The 20,529-nt window shown below is 47.7% G+C and carries 1 protein-coding gene; it reads left to right on the top strand.

Annotation, left to right across the window (positions count from 1 at the left end):
* Positions 1–47: 47 nt before the first annotated feature.
* Positions 48–20,420 carry a tandem-95 repeat protein gene (locus AB6E08_RS04100; RefSeq protein ID WP_372065955.1) on the top strand — a complete coding sequence of 6,791 codons (20,373 nt, stop codon included), beginning with the start codon at positions 48–50 and terminating at the stop codon, positions 20,418–20,420.
* Positions 20,421–20,529: the final 109 nt, after the last annotated feature.

Raw genomic sequence — 20,529 nt, 5'->3', positions numbered from 1 at the left:
TAATGCCTCTAAATACGATCAGTAAGCTAGTAGCAACGGAGGCTGTAATGGCAGGTGAAAATAACCAAAACAACCAAAATGAAGATCTCAATGACGCGGTAGAACAGACGGACACGAACGACGCGGGTACACCCTCCCAACAGCAGAATCAACAAAATCAACAGAACACGATTGCGTCTACGGTAGCGACGGGTGCTGAAAATACCGACGCGGCAGACGAAGTGAACCAAGCGTTGGAAGACAATCCAAGTGGTGCTGGTAATTCAGAAGAAGCAGCGGCTTCTGGTGCTGCTGTTCAAGAAGAGACGCCAGAAAGCGATGGAGATTCAGATGCAGCTCAATCTAATGTAGTCGGTGGTGCGGCTTCGGAAGCTGACTCGGATAATGCTGCTGGCAGTGGTGGCGGAGCAGGTGCTGGCGCTCAAGCCGTAGGTGGCGATAACGCAGAGGCTGCGACAGGTGGAGCCGACGCTGAGGGTAATGAAGAACAAGGCCAAGCAGCACGTACATCTGCAGCGCCGAGTGCTACATCTTCTGAATCGGATGGCCAACAAGTCGATGATGATCTCGATTCACAGACAGTCGAAGAGACATTTGCCGTTGATGTTCAAGCTTCAGATGAAGAGACCATCAGTGAAGTAGAGGATGACTTTGATTCTGAGACAGTAAGCGAAACGTTCAAAATCCAAGTAGAAAGTGAAAATGATGCGCCAGAAGCAGAACAAGATCTGGCTTACATCATGGATGAAGATGGATCCATAACATTTACTCAAGAACAATTACTCGAATACGCAAGTGATGTTGATGGTGATGAGCTTGTTGCTTCAAACGTTCAAGTCGGCGCAGATGCAACGGTTCAAGATAATGGTGACGGTACATTCACAGTTGTACCTTCCGCTGACTTTAATGGCGAGCTAGACCTTACTTTTGATATCAGTGACGGCCAAGAAACCATAAGCAGCGCCATTGATCTAACAGTTCGTCCTATCAATGACGCGCCTGTACCAGAAGATAAAACCTTTGAAATTGAAGAAGACGGCACACTTATCTTCACTGACGCTGACCTATTAACAGGTGCGACAGACATTGAAGGTGACAACCTTACGGTTGAAGGTGTGACCTACGACGGTGGCGACGGTATCCTTACTGACAACGGTAACGGCACGTATACCTTCGCTCCGAATGAAAACTTCAATGGCGACGTAAACTTCGGTTTTGATGTGTCTGACGGTACAGATACGGTGTCAGCGAACATCGATGTGAGTGTGACTGCGGTTGATGATGCGCCAGTATCGGGTGACTTAGCATACTCAATCGATGAAGACGGTTCGATTCGCCTAAGCCAAGAGCAGTTGCTTGCTCAAGCCTCTGATGTGGAGGGCGATGATCTAACAGCAAGCGACTTAACCGTCGGCGGTGATGCAACCGTTACTCAAAACGATGATGGCAGCTTCACCATCACGCCAGATGAGAACTTCAATGGTGACATCGATATCAGCTTTGATATCTCAGATGGCACTAATACCGTTCAAGCCTCAGCTGACCTAACCGTTAACCCAGTAAACGACCTACCAGTGCCTCAAGATCAACAATTCAGTGTTGAAGAAGACGGCACGCTTCAATTTACTGATGCAGACCTGCTTACAGGCGCAACCGATATTGAGGGTGATGATTTAACGGTTGAAGGTATCACTTATGAAGGCACTGATGGCGTACTGACTGACTTAGGTGAGGGCTCATATAGCTTTGCGCCAAACGAAAACTTCAATGGTGATGTGAGCTTTAGCTTCGATTTGTCAGACGGTACCGATACGGTGTCTGCAAACATTGATGTTAGCGTGACTCCTGAGAACGATCCGCCAGTTGCGGGATCAACGTCTTACACCGTAAATGAAGACAATTCGATTACCATTTCTGATGCACAACTATTGGCAACATCTTCAGATATTGAAGGTGATGTATCGATAGACAGCGTGACTTACTCGGGTAGTGATGGTGTCCTTGAAATCAACGGTAACGGTACTTACACCTTCTCGCCAAACGAGAACTTCAATGGTGAAATTGCTCTAGATGTCGTGGTTGCCGATGAAGAAGGTGCAACCGATGCGACAACTGCGGGTATCAGCGTACTTGAAGTGAATGATCTGCCAGTCGCAGGTCCAACGTCTTACACCATTGATGAAGACTCAGTACTGACCTTCAGTGAGTCACAAGTGCTACTGAATGCTTCTGATGTAGAAGGGGATGTTGAGCTTGTTGGTATTAACTACAACGGCCCTGACGGTATCTTCTCGGTAAATGGTGACGGCACTTGCAGCTTTGCACCGAATGAGAACTTTAATGGCCAAGTTCAACTCGATGTGACCATTCGTGATGAAGATGGTGCAGAAGTTGATACCGTCATCAACGTGGATGTTCTGCCAATTAACGATGCACCAGTCTCGGGTGATTTGGCTTATAACGTAAACGAAGACGGTTCAATCACATTGAGCCAAGATCAGTTGCTGTCTCAAGCGTCCGATGTTGAAGGCGAAGACCTAACTGCGAGCGACCTAACGGTTGATGGAAACGAAACGGTAACCGCTAATGATGATGGCAGTTTTACCATTGTTCCAGATGCGAACTTCAATGGTGACGTTGATATTCAATTCAACATCACGGATGGTACTGACACGGTGCAAGCAACCGCCGATCTTACGGTTAATCCAGTTAATGACTTGCCGGTTCCTCAAGATCAACAATTCAGTATTGCAGAAGACGGTACGCTGCAATTTACCGACGCTGACCTGCTTGCTGGTGCCACCGATATTGATGGCGATGACCTCACCGTAGAAGGCATCAGCTACACAGGCGGTGACGGTGTATTAACAGACCACGGTGATGGTACTTATACCTTTGCACCAAACGAAAACTTCAATGGTGATGTCAACTTCAGTTTCGATGTGTCTGATGGTACAGAAACGGTTAGTGCAAATATTGATGTGAGCGTGACACCAGAGAACGATCCACCCGTTGCGGGCTCTACCTCGTACATGGTCAATGAAGACAACGCCATAACAATTTCTGATGAGCAATTGTTAGCAAACTCTTCTGACGTTGAAAGCGCGGTATCGGTTGATAGCGTGACCTACAGTGGCACCGATGGCGTGTTCCAAGACAATGGTGACGGCAGTTATACCTTCCTTCCTAATGAAAACTTCAGTGGCGATATCAGTCTTGACGTTATTGTTGCTGATGAAGACGGTTCGATTGATGAGACCACCGCGGGTATTACCGTTCTAGAAGTGAATGATCCACCGGTCGCAGGTCCAACGTCATACACCATTGACGAAGATTCGGTACTGACGTTCAGCGAATCTCAGATTCTAGTGAATGCCTCTGATGTTGAAGGTGATGTAGAACTAGTCGGCATCAATTACGATGGGGAAGACGGTATCTTCACTGTAAATGGTGATGGTACATGTAGCTTTGCACCAAACGAAAACTTCAATGGTCAGGTTCAACTGGGTGTGACCATTCAAGATGAAGATGGTGCGACGGTAGAGACACAGATTAATGTCGATGTACTACCAATTAACGATCCACCAGTATCGGGCGATTTGGCTTACACCATCAACGAAGACAGCTCAATCACACTAAGCCAAGATCAGTTATTGGCGCGAGCTGGTGATATTGATAGCGAAAACCTAGAAGCTATTAACCTTTCGACCGATGAAAACGCAACCATCCAAGAAAACGACGATGGTAGCTACACCATTACACCAGACGCTGATTACAACGGCGACCTAGACTTGAGTTTCGATATCATCGATAACGATGGTGGTGAGGTTCAAGTTGGTCTTGATATCACAGTGAACCCGTTGAATGACTTGCCACAAGCGCAAGATCAACAGTTCACGATTGAAGAAGACGGTACGTTACTATTTACCGATACTGACCTACTTGCTGGTGCGTCAGATATTGATGGTGATGAGCTGTCGATTGAAAACGTGCTCTACACGGGCGCTGATGGTGTTCTTAGTGATAACGGTGACGGCACTTACAGCTTTGCACCAAACGAGAACTTCAATGGTGATGTTCAATTCTCATTTGATGTTTCTGATGGCACGGGTTCAACAGCCGCCCATATTGATGTAAGTGTAACGCCGGAGAACGATCCTCCTGTAGCGGGCTCGACAGCTTATACAGTTCAGGAAGATGGCCAAATCACGATCAGTGATGAACAGTTATTAGCGAACTCTTCAGATGTAGAGGGTGATGTTGCTCTATCGAGCGTTACTTACGCTGGTGACGATGGTTCGTTCGTTGATAACGGTAATGGCACCTACACCTTCACGCCAAATGAAAACTTCGACGGAGACATCTCTCTAGATGTTGTCGTCGTTGACGAAGACGGCGCAACGGCGACAACGACAGCGGGCATTGATGTCATTGCTGTGAATGACGGGCCTGAAACGTCCGGTATTGAAGCCGAAGTCGACGAAGATAATTCAATCACTATCACTCAAGAACAGCTGCTTGCGAATGCGACCGACGTGGAGGGTGATGAGTTAACGGCGTCTAACCTGCAAACCAACGACCCTGACGCGACGATTGTTGCTAATGACGATGGTTCTTTCACCATCACGCACACTGAAAACTTCAATGGCGAGTTAGACTTCACATACAGCATCAGTGATGGTGACAATGAAGTCCTGACCACACTCGATCTAACGGTTAATCCAGTTAATGATGCGCCAGAAGCGGGCGAAGAGATCTTCATCCAAGCGCAAGAAGATCAAACGGTTGGTGTGACGCTTCGTGAAGAACCTGCACTACGTTTAGACCAAGCGCCAGAAAACGGCATCATTGAAGCGAATGTTAATGATGAATGGGTGGTGCTGGAAGTAGGGCAAGAAGTTCCTGCCGACACAGAAGTACGCTTTGTACCAAGTGAAGACGCTTTAGCTGAAGGCACGCATACCACACAAATTGGTACTTTCGACGATAACGCGAGCGTAGACGATTGGGGTACAGAAGTTGACCCTTACACTCGTGAGTTCTCAGATGGTGACTTAACGGTTACGGTTCAAAGTAACGATGATCCTCTTGGTGCATGGAATGGTAACACCCACATAGGTCACGGCCTTGGTGATACCGATCGCCAAGGGTTGAGTGGTGATGAAAAACTGACTATTTCAGTTGAAGGTCAAGACATCAATGAAATCAGTTTCCACCTAGATGGTTTAGGTGGTTGGTTCATGGAAGAGTCTCGTCACTTTACGGAAGTAGAAATCAAAGCGTTCAATGAGGACGGTGACCTAATTGACTCGATGACTTACCACAAAGAAGACCGTGGTACTTTCGAGACAGACTACACGTTAACGGTTGACCAACCAGTGTCTTACTTTGAACTCGGTACAGTTCAAGGAAATGGTACTTATGTTGTTCAAAATATGACCGTATCACAAACTTGTCATGATGAAGCTGTGTTTACATCGATTGGTGTAGATGGCTCAGAGATTACCGAAACGGTTGAGTTGAATATCCATGCGGGTGACAACGAAATCGAACTAACGGCTGATCTTCCGAATATTACTGTCGATACCGATGGTTCTGCCCAGTTTGCTTCGGTTGTGATTACCGAAGAGCAACTACTGGCGCAAGCATCTGATATTGATGGCGACGACCTTGATATTGAAAATCTCGAGCTAGTGGGTGAAAACTCAGAGCATGCAACACTGATTGACAACGGTGATGGTACTTGGACGGTGACACCAGATGAAAACTTCTACGGTGAAATTGAGCTGGGTTACCAAGTTTCTGATGGTGAACTGACTGATGACAACATAATTAACATCAACTTTGAGTCAGTGAATGATGCGCCAATCGTTTCTGGTCCAATGGTTCTATCGACAGACGAAGACCAAGGTATTGCGTTCAGTGCTGATGATTTACTGGCGAACACCACAGATGTAGAAGGTGATGCGCTGTCTATTTCTGACATCACTTACGGTGGTGATGACGGTGATTTAGTCGACAATGGTGATGGTACATTTACCTTCATGCCGAATGAAAACTTCAATGGTGAAATCGACATTGATTACAAGGTATTCGATGGCACCGATGAAGTTGCAACCCATCTAGATCTGACCGTTGTACCTGTTAATGATGTGCCGGTTCCGGGCGAGCCATTGCACACCCAAATGCTTGAAAACGGCTCTATGATCATCGAAGCGAAAGACCTATTGTCTGGCGCGACCGATGTTGATGGCGATATCCTGCATGTTGAGAATCTACTGCTTGTTGACCAATCACAAGGTACATTAACAGACAATGGAGACAATACTTTCACATTCGAACCTGCAGAGGACTTCTACGGTGAAGTGAATCTGACCTTCGATATCAGTGACGGTCAAGCCAGTGCACCAAGTACTGCAAGAGTAGACGTTGAAATTGTCAACGAAGGCCCTGAAGTGAGCGGCCCAATTGAAGCCGCTGTTGATGAAGATGGTTCAATCACTATCACTCAAGAGGATCTGTTAGCGAATGCAACGGATGTCGATGGCGATAACCTTGAAGCGGTTAACTTTGCGACCAACGATCCAAATGCGGTTGTTGTAGAAAACCCAGACGGTAGCTTCACGATTACACCAAGTGCTGATTTCTTTGGTGAGATTGAATTTACTTACGATGTCACTGACGCGATCGAAACTGTTGCAGCTGACCTTAACCTAACCGTAAACCCTATCAATGATGCACCAGACGTTCCAGACATGTCTTTCACAACGGAAGATGGTCAAGCGATCACCATTACAGAAGCTGAACTATTAGCACAAGCGACAGATGTTGAAGGTGATGAGCTTTCCGTACTGAACGTGACAAGTGCGAGTGATACGGTAGATGTGACAGACAATGGTGATGGTACATACACATTAACGCCAGAGCAGGGCTTCTTCGGCAATGTTGACTTAACGTTTGATGTGAGTGACGGCACCGACGTGGTGGCTGCAAACATCGACCTAAAAGTTGAGTTCGTTAATGATGCGCCAGAAGCAACGCCGATGGTTGCGGATGTCGACGAAGACGGTTCAATTCTCGTTACACAAGCGATGTTGCTGGAGAACGCGAGTGACCAAGATGGCGATGAACTGTTTGCGAGCGCGCTAGAAACCAACGATCCGAACGCCAGCATTGTAGACAATGGCGATGGTACTTACACAGTGACACCTTCGGAAAACTTCAATGGTGATATCGCATTCACGTATGAAGTAAGTGATGGTGAACTCAGTACCGCCAATGACATGACATTGACCGTGAATCCGGTGAATGACATTCCAATTGTTGCCCCAGGCATGTACCACATCGAAGAGGATGGCAGCATCCTGTTCACTCAAGAAGATCTATTGAGCGGCGCGATTGATATTGATGGCGGTGACCTCAGTGTTACTAGCATCAATTATTCTGGCGATGAAGGTACAGTCACCGATAACGGCGATGGCACGTTCAGCTTCGTTCCTGAAGAGCATTTCAGTGGTGATCTGCAGTTCAGCTTTACTGTGACGGACGGTACGGATGAGGTTGAACAAGACCTCAACGTCCATATTGAAGCAGTTGCGGATGCGCCGGATCTTGTGATAACCGATGGCGACGGCGTTAATGTTGATGACCAAGCTATTTTGGTTGAGCCAGGCGGCATTGTTGAGCTTAATATTGCGGCTGCGCTAGTAGACCAAGATCTATCTGAAACACTGACCGTAACTGTAGATGGTGTGCCTGAAGGTTCGGTTATTCAATACGATAATGAAGGCGTTCTGAATGACCAAGAAAACGGTATCACCAGTTACAACGATACTGAAATCACAGTAACGTTTGAAGGCGAAACCGCGGGATACCAAAACGCAGCGGGTTACTACAAAGTCGATGAAGACGGCAACATCACAGGTGTTGAAGTTGTCTACGAGAATGCATCACAAGTGGGTGGCGGCGGTGACCTTGTCCCTGGGCAAGATCAGTTCAGCTTCCAAGTAGAGGAAGGTGAGAGCTTTAACCTATTCTTAATTCCAAACGGACATCAGCACAACGACTTTGATGCGATGCAAGACGGTCAGTATGAGTTCCGTGCTGAGGACGGTTCGCCTGCGAACATGGATACGGTTGATCCTCAACTTGTGTTTGTGGCTGCTGATGGAACCGAAACCGTGGTTCAAAGCCAGAATGGTGACGCGATCTTCCATGGTGGTTCAAGCTCTCAGCTAAACCAAGATGGTATCGAACATACTCGTACTACGGTTAATGAAGACGGCGAGCTGGTTTATGGTTTTGAAGATTTGTATGGCGGCGGTGACGCTGACTACACAGATTTCAACTTCACAATCGATGTGGGTGAAGTGAACAGCCAAATCTACAGCGGTGAAGTGACCGTTGGCCCTGATGGTACGGTGAACTTACCGACAACGGCTATCGAAAATTCACTACAAATCCAGTTACCAGAAGACTTCAACGAACAGCTTGAAGTTCATGTAACGGCAACCGCAACAGAGCTATCGAATGATGATTCTGAAACGGTCTCTCAAACCATCTACATTAACGCGACAGGCGCGCACATTGAGCACGTACCTGAAGCACTTCCGGTTTCTGCAACAGTAGAAGAAGATGGTTCTATCACCATTACGCAAGAAGACTTGTTAGCCAATGCTCGTGATCTCGATGGCGACCAGCTGACGGCTCTGAATTTAGCAACCGATGATGAGAGCGTTACGATTACCGATAACGGTGATGGTACGTACACATTAACGCCAGATGCTGATTTCAATGGCAATGTTAGCTTTACGTTTGATGTATCTGATGGTGATGATGTTGTCTCTACCAACCTAGAGCTAACGGTTTCACCTGTGAACGATGGTCCAGAAGCACAAGACCAGACATTCACAGTCGGCGAAGATGGCGTGTTAACGTTCAATGACCAAGACCTATTAACAGGTGCGACGGACATTGAAGGAGATGACCTAAGTGTTGAAGGTGTAACTTACACTGGCACTGACGGTGTCCTAACCGATAATGGCGATGGCACATACAGCTTCGCGCCAAACGAAAACTTCAATGGCGATGTGAACTTCTCGTTCAATGTATCAGATGGTACCGATACGGTAACCGCTAACATTGATGTGAACGTGACGCCAGAGAACGATCCACCGGTTGCGGGTAGCACGTCTTACACGGTTCATGAAGACAACTCTATTACGATCAGTAACGAACAATTGCTAGCGAACTCTTCGGATATCGAAGGCGAAGTCGCAATTGATAACGTGACTTACAGTGGTAGCGACGGTGTTCTGGAAATCAACGGTGACGGTACATACACCTTCTCGCCAAACGAGAACTTTAATGGCGAAGTTAGCCTAGATGTTGTCGTGACGGATGAAGATGGAGCGACTGAAGCAACAACGGCGGGTATAACTGTCCTTGAGGTGAACGATCCGCCAGTTGCTGGCCCAACGTCATACACCATCGATGAAGATTCAGTACTGACTTTCAATGAGTCTCAAGTTCTGCTGAACGCTTCTGATATTGAAGGTGATGTTGAGCTTGTTGAGATCAACTACGATGGCCCAGACGGTATCTTCTCAATCAATGGTGACGGTACATGTATCTTCGCTCCGAATGAAAACTTCAACGGCCAAGTGCAATTGGATGTAACCATTCAAGATGAAGATGGCGCTCAAGTTGATACGTTTATTACGGTTGATGTATTACCAATCAACGACGTACCAGTATCAGGCGACCTGGCATACAGTGTTGAGGAAGACGGTTCGATTACCTTGAGCCAAGAGCAGCTTCTTTCTCAAGCGAGTGATGTAGACGGAGACGACCTTACTGCTTCTAACTTGATTGTTGATGGAGACGCGACGGTTGTTGCTAACGATGACGGCAGCTTTACCATTACGCCAGATGCGAACTTCAATGGTGACATTGACCTAACGTTCGACATTAGCGACGGTACCGATACGCTGGTTGCGACGGCTGACCTCACCGTTAATCCAGTTAATGACCTTCCACAACCACAAGATCAAACGTTCAGCATTGGCGAAGACGGCATCTTGAACTTCACAGATGAAGACTTGCTAACAGGTGCTACCGATATCGATGGGGATGACCTATCGGTTGAAGGCGTTACTTACACAGGTGCCGACGGTGTTCTTACTGACAATGGCGACGGAAGCTACAGCTTTGCGCCAAACGAGAACTTCAATGGTGATGTGAACTTCAGTTTTGATGTTTCAGATGGCACGGATACGGTTCAAGCCAACATTGATGTCAGCGTGACACCAGAGAATGATCCACCGGTTGCAGGTAGCACGTCTTACACCGTTCATGAAGACAACTCAATTACCATCAGCGACGAACAGTTACTTGCTAACTCTTCGGACATTGAAGGTGATGTGGCCGTTGACAGCGTGACTTACACTGGCGCTGATGGTGTCTTTGAAGACAACGGTGACGGTACTTACACCTTCTCACCAAACGAAAACTTCAACGGCGAAGTTAGCCTTGATGTTGTCGTTACCGATGAAGAGGGTGCAACTGAAGCGACCACCGCGGGTATTACTGTACTTGAGGTGAACGATCCACCAATCGCAGGTTCAACGAGCTACTCAGTCAACGAAGACGAAGTTATCACCATCAGTTCAGAGCAACTGTTGGCGAACGCTTCTGATATCGAAGGTGAAGTGGCGATTGATAGCGTTAACTACACAGGTTCAGACGGTATCTTTAGCGACAATGGTGACGGAACATTCAGCTTCGCACCTAACGCTAACTTCGATGGCGATGTAAGCCTTGATGTTGTCGTTACTGATGAAGAAGGCGCAACCGCAACTACCACTGCAAGCATTGATGTTCTGCCTGTTAACGATGCTCCGGTATCGGGCGACTTGGCGTACAGCATGGACGAAGATGGTTCAATTACCTTGAGCCAAGAGCAATTACTTGCTCAAGCGAGCGATGTTGACGGCGATGACTTAACAGCGGCTAATCTAACTGTTGGTGGTGATGCGACCGTCACTGCAAACGATGACGGTAGCTTTACTATCACGCCAGATGCTAACTTCAATGGCGACATTGATTTGAACTTCGACATTACCGATGGTGATGCGACGCTTCAAGCAACGGCTGATCTTACCGTTAACCCTGTCAATGACTTGCCAACTGTCGGTGAGCCACAGTTTGTGACTCAAGAAGACACGAGCTTTACCTTTACAGAAGAGCAACTGCTGCAAAATGCGGGCGACATTGATGGCGATAACCTATCGGTTGAAAATGTGGCTTCAGATAGCGGTACTTTGGTTGATAACGGCGACGGTACTTATACATTCGCACCGAATGAAAACTTCGACGGCAATGTGAATGTGACGTTCGACGTGAATGACGGTACAGCGACAGTACCAGCAGAAGCGACGATTGATGTTCAATCTGTGGTTGATATGCCAGAGCTGTCGATTGCGTCTGACTTGGTCATTGCTTCAGACAACTTCGAGTCTGGCTCAAACGGTTGGAATACCGGTACTGAAAGCTCACAAGGCTTCGAATCAGGTGACATGCTAGGTCGTATTGGTGGCACTGGTGGCGATGAAGCTGTCAGCAAAACTTACGACATTCCAAGAGATGTGAGCGAAGTTAATATCTCGTTCAGTTTCTACGAAATTGATTCTTGGGATGGTGAGTCATTCCAAATCTTTGTCGGCGGTGAAGAGCTTACTTCGTTAGACAACTCGGCGTTCCAAACTCAAGATGGCACTACAACGCTTTACGACTCAGAGGGTAATGAAGTCGGCGAAGTGGTTCACGGCGTGTCGCAAGGTGAGGGCTTCAGTGGTTGGAATGACCAAGCACACCAAATCAACCTAACGGTACCAGTAGAAGACGGCCAACTTGAACTTGGCTTCGGTTCAACCCTGAATCAAAGCGTTAATGACGAATCGTTTGGTATCGACAACATCGAAATCACAGTGTCTGACGCGGAATACCAAATCATTGGTACCGAAGATACACCTGTACCACTCGATATTGATGCCGCTCTAACCGATACCGATGGCTCAGAAAACCTTGCTATCTTGATTGAAGACGTGCCAGAAGGCAGCTCGCTTTCTGCAGGTATCGATAACGGTGATGGCACTTGGTCATTGCAACCAGGCGAGCTAGAAGGGCTAGAGTTTATTCCTTCAGGTGACTTCAATGGTGATGTGGTTCTAACCGTGAATGCGACATCGACTGATGTTGATACGGGCACTACCGCAACGGCAACACAAGATGTGACGATTCATATCTCGCCAGCGAACGATGCTCCAGAAGTTGACGGTGATATTAGTGCCGTTACAGCCGAAGATAACAGCATCACGCTAACTCAAGAACAGTTGCTAGAGCACGCTGTCGACATTGATGGCGATGACCTATCAGCAATCAATCTAACCACCAATGATGAAAATGCGACCGTTCAAATGAACGACGATGGCAGTTTCACCATTACACCGAGCGAAAACTTCAACGGTAATATCGAATTTAGTTACGATGTAACCGATGGGGAAGACATGGTCGCTGCAGGCCTAGATTTGACAGTAACACCTGTCAATGATGCGCCAGAGCCACAAGACCAAGCATTCACTATTGGTGAAGATGGGGTTCTTAACTTCTCTGACGCTGACCTGTTAACGGGTGCAACGGATGTTGAAGGTGATGACTTAACGGTAGAAGGTGTGACATACACGGGTCCTGATGGCGTTCTTACTGATAATGGCGACGGAAGCTACAGCTTTGCGCCAAACGAGAACTTCAATGGTGATGTGAACTTCAGCTTTGATGTGTCAGATGGCACGGATACGGTTCAAGCGAACATCGATGTGAGCGTGACGCCTGAGAACGATCCACCAGTGGCGGGCAGCACGTCTTACACTGTGCATGAAGACAACTCAATCACGATCAGTAACGAACAGCTATTAGCCAACTCTTCAGATGTTGAAGGTGAGGTTGCGATTGATAGCGTGACTTACACTGGCAGTGATGGTGTGTTCGAAGACAACGGTGACGGCACTTACACCTTCTCTCCAAACGAGAACTTCAATGGTGATGTGAGTTTAGCGGTTGTTGTTACCGATGAAGAAGGGGCAACAGAAGCGACCACCGCGGGAATCACCGTACTTGAGGTTAACGATCCGCCAATCGCAGGTTCTACCAGCTACTCAGTGAACGAAGATGAAGTTATCACCATCAGTGCAGAGCAACTGTTGGCGAACTCTTCTGATATTGAAGGTGAAGTGGCGATTGATAGCGTTAACTACACAGGCGCTGACGGCATCTTTACTGATAATGGCGATGGAACATTCAGCTTCGCGCCGAACGCAAACTTCGACGGAGATGTTAGCCTCGATGTCGTGGTGACCGATGAGGATGGCGCAACGACAGCTACAACGGCAAGCATTGATGTGCTTCCAATTAACGATCCACCAGTATCGGGTGACTTGTCATACAGCATTGATGAAGATGGTTCGATTACTCTGACTCAAGAGCAATTGCTATCTCAAGCCTCGGATGTGGATGGTGATGATCTGACCGCAAGCAACTTAAGCGCAGGTGATAATGCAACCGTTGTTGATAATGGCGATGGCACCTTTACGGTAACGCCAGATGCTAACTTCAATGGCGATATCGACCTAAGCTTTGATATTTCGGACGGTACTGAGTCGATTGTGGCGAATGCCGATCTGACGGTTAACCCTGTTAATGACCTGCCAACTAACGACGATGTTTATGCCAATGTTGATGAAGACAACACCATCACTATCACGCAGGAGCAGCTACTTGCGAATGCCGCAGATATTGAAGGTGATGACCTTGTCGCTTCCGACTTAACCTTAGTGGGTGACGATGCAACGATTGTCGATAACGGCGATGGCACGTTCTCAATCACTCCAAGCGAAAACTTCAATGGCTACATCGATGTTGCCTACAGCATCAGCGATGGCGACACACCAATTGCCGCTAACTTAGGCTTGACCGTTGACCCAGTTAACGACGCGCCAATTGTTTCTGCTGATGTGGCGATAACCATTGAAGAAGATGGTTCATACACCATTACTCAAGAAGAGCTCCTACAATTCGCGACTGACATCGAAGACGATGACATGACCGCAATTATCGGAGAGCAAGGCGATGAAACGACCGTCACCGGTACTGTGTTGGATGCTGAAACTGGTAATCCAATCGCAGGTGCGGATGTTACGCTAACCGACAACGCAGGTCATTCTTACACGGCGGAGACGGATCAATCCGGTAACTACTCTGTGAGCGGTCCTGTTGTTGACCAAGGTACCGTCACTATTGAACAAGAAGGCTCTATTACTAGCAGCTTCTTAGTTCCAGCAGGCGAAGATACCAACGGTGGCGTAACCGCTATATCCGAAGTACTTGAAGAAACAGATATGCGTATCGTGGTCACATGGGGCGACAGTCCACGTGATATGGACAACCACTTATGGCTCTACGATACAGAGAATGGCAATGAGCTAGACCATATTTACTATCGCGACATGAGCCATGATCTTGGTGAAGGTAACGTTGTTCAACAAGATGTAGATGACACAAATGGTGGCGGCCCTGAAACCATCACCATTCCAAACTACCAAGATGCGGACATGCACTATTCAGTACACAACTACACAAGCAGAAGTTGGGATGTAGATGGTGTTGAAGATGTACAGGTTCAGGTATTTGTTGGCGATACATTGGTTGAAACCTTTAGCCCTGATCTATCGGAAAACCCATCGGGCGACCACTGGCATGTATTCGATATCGTGAACGGCGTTATAGTTCCAAGCCAAGATGTAGGCACTCAAAATGCATTCGACTTGCCAACGGCAGAAGAAGCGCTCGCGAATGAAAACGGCATTGATATCTCTGAATTGCTAACCGGCGAGGAAGGTGATGATTCTGGTGAAACGGGTGGTAACGAACCAAGTGTTGGAGATGTTTCAATTGAGAACGCTCTTATCACTGACAATGGTGACGGCACTTACACCATTACACCGGAAGAGAACTTCAACGGTGAATTCTCCATTAGCTACAACGTGGACGATGGCAACGGTGGAGTTACGCCTGCGGAACTTGACGTTACCGTAACAGCAGTTAATGACCTTTCGGTTATTTACGACCACGACTACACCATTAATGAAGATGGCTCGCTGATCTTTACCGATGAACAGCTATTGGCTGGTGCAACGGATATTGATGGCGATGACCTTTCTGTCGAGTCGGTTAATTACGAAGGCACCGACGGTGTGTTCACGGATAACGGTGATGGCACTTACACCTTCGCTCCAAACGAGAACTTCAATGGTAATGTCGACCTCACTTACGATGTGAGCGATGGTACAGATGTTGTATCGGCGAACATTGATGTTCAAGTGGTTCCAATCAATGACGTACCAGTTGCAGGCACAACCTCTTACAGCGTTGAAGAAGACGGCAGTATTACCCTAAGCGATGCACAACTTCTGGCGAACAGCTCGGATGTTGAAGGGGAAGTGTTTGTCAGCGATGTAAGCTACAGCGGCACTGATGGTGTATTCACTGATAATGGTGATGGTACTTACACCTTTGCTCCAAACGAAAACTTTAACGGTGACATCAGTCTTGATGTATCTGTTATGGATGAAGATGGCGCAACCGCTGAAACAACCGCTGGTATCGACGTCATTGCTGTTAATGACTTGCCAGTTGCAGGTTCAACGACCTACGGCGTTGACGAAGATAACGTGATTACCGTCTCTGAAGCACAGCTTCTTGCGAACAGCTCAGACATTGAAGGTGATGTATCCGTTAGCGACGTTTCCTACTCAGGCGCAGACGGTATCTTCACTGACAATGGCGATGGTACTTACAGCTTCGCACCAAATGAAAACTTCAACGGCAATGTCAGCCTAGATGTCACCGTTGCAGATGAAGACGGTGCAACCGCTCAAACGACTGCGGGTATTGATGTTATCGCGGTCAACGATGCACCAGTATCGGGTGACTTGGCTTACTCAGTGGATGAAGATGGTTCAATCACGCTAAGCCAAGAGCAACTGCTTGCTCAAGCATCGGATGTGGACGGTGATGATCTTACCGCTGCCAACCTAACCGCGGGTGATAACGCTACAGTTACGGCAAACGATGATGGTTCATTTACCATTACCCCAGATGCTGACTTCAATGGCGATATTGACCTAAGCTTCGACCTTTCTGATGGTACTGAAACGGTTGTTGCAACGGCCGACCTTACTGTGAATCCAGTGAATGACATCGCAGTTGTAGAAAATGTCGCTTACACCATTGAAGAAGACGGTTCGCTTACCTTTACTGATGAGCAACTGCTAGCGGGTGCTTCTGATATTGATGGTGATGAGCTTTCAGTTGCCGATGTGTCTTACACTGGCGCAGAGGGTGTGTTCACCGACAATGGCGATGGCACTTACACCTTTGCACCGAACGAGAACTTCAATGGTGACGTAAGTCTGGACTTCTCAGTATCTGACGGTACAGAGACGGTTGATGCAAATATCGACGTAACTGTAACAGACGTTAACGATGCACCAGTGGCAGGCGCAACGTCTTACCAAATGAACGAAGATGGCACCATCACATTGAGCCCTGAGCAGTTGATTGCTAATAGCTCCGATGTGGACGGTGAAGTGTCGCTTGATAGCGTGAGCTACTCAGGTGCAGACGGTATCTTGGTTCAAAATGAAGATGGTTCGGTAACGTTCGCACCAAACGAAAACTTTAACGGCGACATCAACCTTGATGTGACGGTTATTGATGACGACGGTGCAACGGCTCAGACTACCGCTGGTATTGAAGTTATTGCAGTTAACGACGCACCAGTGGCCGGAAACGTCGCTTACTCGGTTGATGAAGACGGTTCAATTACGCTATCTCAAGAGCAGCTGCTGGCTAACGCATCTGATGTTGATGGTGATGCACTAACCGCAAGCAACCTATCTGCAGGTGACAATGCGACTGTAACAGCGAACGAAGATGGTTCATTTACTATCACTCCGGATGCTGATTTCAACGGTGACATTGATTTGAGCTTCGATGTGTCAGATGGCCTTGAAACTGTTCAAGCTGGCGTCGACCTAACGGTTAACCCAGTCAATGACCTACCAACAGCAGAAGACCAAAACTTTACTGTTGAGGAAGATGGAACGCTAATCTTCACGGATGCAGACCTATTAGCAGGTGCTGCAGACATTGACGGCGATGACTTGTCTATCGTTGACGTGTCTTACACGGGTGCAGAAGGTGTGTTCACGGATAACGGTGATGGCACTTATAGTTTTGCTCCGAACGAGAACTTCAATGGCGATGTCAACCTAGGCTTCACAGTGACTGATGGCACTGAGACAGTCGATGCCAATATTGGTGTGACGGTAACGGATGTTAACGATGCACCAGTAGCGGGTTCTACGTCTTATCAAATGAACGAAGATGGCACCATTACAATCAGCCCTGAGCAGTTAATTGCTAATAGCTCGGACGTTGATGGTGAAGTGTCGCTTGAAAGCGTGACTTACTCAGGCTCTGACGGCACCTTGGTTCAAAACGATAATGGTTCTGTGACCTTCACGCCAAGTGAGAACTTTAACGGTGATATCAGCCTAGATGTGGTTGTAACCGACGATGACGGTGCGACTGCTACAACAACGGCAGGCATCGAAGTTCTAGCCGTGAACGATGAGCCTGAATCCGAGGATGTGAAACTTACGACAGCCGAAGACAGCACCATTCTTATCACACAAGACATGTTATTGGCTCAGGCGACGGATATTGATAACACCGTAGATGAGCTGTCAGCTTCTGGTCTACAAATCGACCCTAGCTTGGGTGAGTTGCTAGACAACGAAGATGGTACTTGGTCATTTACACCAAACGAAAACTTCAATGGCGATGTGCCAATGACGTTTAACGTTAGCGATGGCCAAGAGACAATCTCAGTCGACGGTAACATCGATGTCACGCCAGTGAACGATGCACCTGAAGCGCCAATGATTGAGATGCAAGGCGAAGAAGATGTGGTCATGGTGATTGACCCAGCTTACATCGCGGATCAAGTCACAGACCTTGATGGCGACGAGATCAGCATCGAGAGCATCACAGTTCGAGCTCCAGCGAATGCGACCTTAACGCAGCAACCAGACGGCATGTATCACTTAGTGACTACTCAAGACTTTAATGGCTTAGTAGAACTCGGTTATCAAGCAACTGACGGGGAAGAAGTGGTTGATGGCTCGTTGAATGTGGATATCATTCCTGTTAACGACGCACCGTTTAACGTCGGTAACGCGATGATGACCACAGACGAAGATGGCGCGTTCACCTTCGATGCTGGCGACTTGATGAACTTGTTCGGTGACATTGATACGGCGGACCTTGTTGTTTCTCGCATTATTACCGCAGATGGTGAAGATGGTGGTGAAGTAACGGACAACGGTGATGGAACTTGGACATTCACACCAACGGGCGACTTTGCGGGTGTTTCTGACCTACAAGTGGTCGTGAGTGACGGTGAGTTTGAAACGGTTCTCGATGTTCCGGTGTACGTCCGTCCTGTCGCAGATGGCGCAGTTATTTCAACTGACCATGACGGTCCATTAGTGTTCGGTGAAGATGAAACCGGTCACTTAGGACTGAATGTTGGACTAGTCGATGATTCAGAAACGCTAAGTAACCTAGTGATGACAGGTTTCCCTGTTGGATTCGAGGTAACCGATGGTGTGAATACCGTGATGATCACTGAGCCGGGTCAATACATCGACCTGTTCGACTGGGATATCTCAAACATTCAAATGACGCCGCCTGAAGACTTCCATGGTGAGTTCTTCGTAACCGTAAGTGCAACAACGGTTGATTACGGAGATGAGCCAGAAGCGTTTGAAGATGGCATCGATTCAGGTGACTTCGAGACCGTGGCGGGTGATTCCATCATCCTAACCGCTGATGATCTAATCGGATTGGCTGAGAATGTCGATGCAGACAGCGACGATGAAGTGAAACTGGTTCATCTAGCAGACCGCAGCCAAGGTGAGATTGTCGATAATGGCGATGGCACTTGGACGTTCACACCTGCACCAGGCTTTACTGGCGAAGCAGACATTGCTTACGTGGTTGATAAAGATGGCGTGCTTCACGATGAGCAAACTGGCGTGGTCGTGAAAGAGGGCGATTCACAAGAGAATGCAGCACCAGAAGTTAACAGCATCACAACGACGGAAATCGCAGCCGATGCAACCTTGTCGTTTACTGATGAAGACATGTTAGCGAACCTGACCGATGCAGAGGGCGATAGCTTGAGCATTGAGTCAGTGAGCTTGATGGAAGGTCAAGGCGTAATTGAGAGCGATAACCAAGGTAACTATCAATTCACACCTGCTGAAGACTACACCGGCGATGTTCAAGTTGGGTTTATTGCGACTGATGGCGAAAATCGCATCGAAAGCTTCTTCAATGTGGATATTCAAGGTGGCGATGAAGCAGCGGCGAGTGAAGGTTATGTCTTAGCGGATGATGGTTCACTAACTATCACCGAGTCACAGCTGGTGGATGAGTTAGGCGTGAGTGATTCTGCACAAGTTGTTGATGTTGCAGACGCGAACGATGCAGGCTTCTTTGCTGAATCTGGCGAAGGTGAGTGGACTTACTGGCCAAACGAAGACTTTGACGGCAACTTAGCGATGAATGTCGACGTTAACGATGGTGGTGAGGTGTCGAGCCATAGCTTAAGTATCCAAGTAGCCGATGACTCAGCACAGAGTGATGAACCACAAGCACAAGCCGCTCAAGCAACGGAAGAGCAGCAAGTGGAAGTCGCACTACAAGCTGATGACCAAGCTCAGGATGCTGAAACCGAAGACAGCGTGGCTGATGTAACGGCGGCTCCGGGCGATACTATCTCTATCTCGATTCCAGATGAGGTGAGTGGTAACGAATCGGTTGATTATGCTGAAATGTCGGGCTTACCTGAGGGATCTACTGTGAGTAACGCATTGGATAACGGTGATGGTAGTTTCACAATCAGCGGCAACTTAGAGCAGTCTGTATCGGTTGAACTTCCTGAGGGTTACGAAGGTACTAGCGAGATCCAATTCCAAGGTTATGACGAATTGGGTAGCTCAATAGACGGTGCAAGCGGCTCTGTGGACGTTGAAGTCGATGATCAATACACCATGCAAGGTTCTACTCAAGAGCAGCAACCAGACATGGCGGGTATGGAATCCGGCGGTAGCGATTGGACAAGTTCTGGTGGTCAAGATCAAGGTGTTGACTTCACGGACGACTCTGGAAGCTTCGATTCAGATTCTCAAACTGGAACCGATCAAGGCAACGACTTCGACCAAAGCTCGATTTAATCGAGAGGGCTTGGTTTTAGTCTGAACCGACATTTAGTCTAAACCGACAAGTAGGCAGGGCAGCGTGATGTTGCCCTCGTTAAAGCCATGCAGAGTCGCCTTTGCGTGG

The organism is Vibrio sp. 10N.247.310.24 (genome assembly GCF_041467175.1).
In the GTDB taxonomy this organism is placed as follows: Bacteria; Pseudomonadota; Gammaproteobacteria; order Enterobacterales; family Vibrionaceae; genus Vibrio; species Vibrio tasmaniensis_A.
Note: the sequence above shows the minus strand (reverse complement) of the source record. Positions and strands in the feature narration are given on the sequence as shown.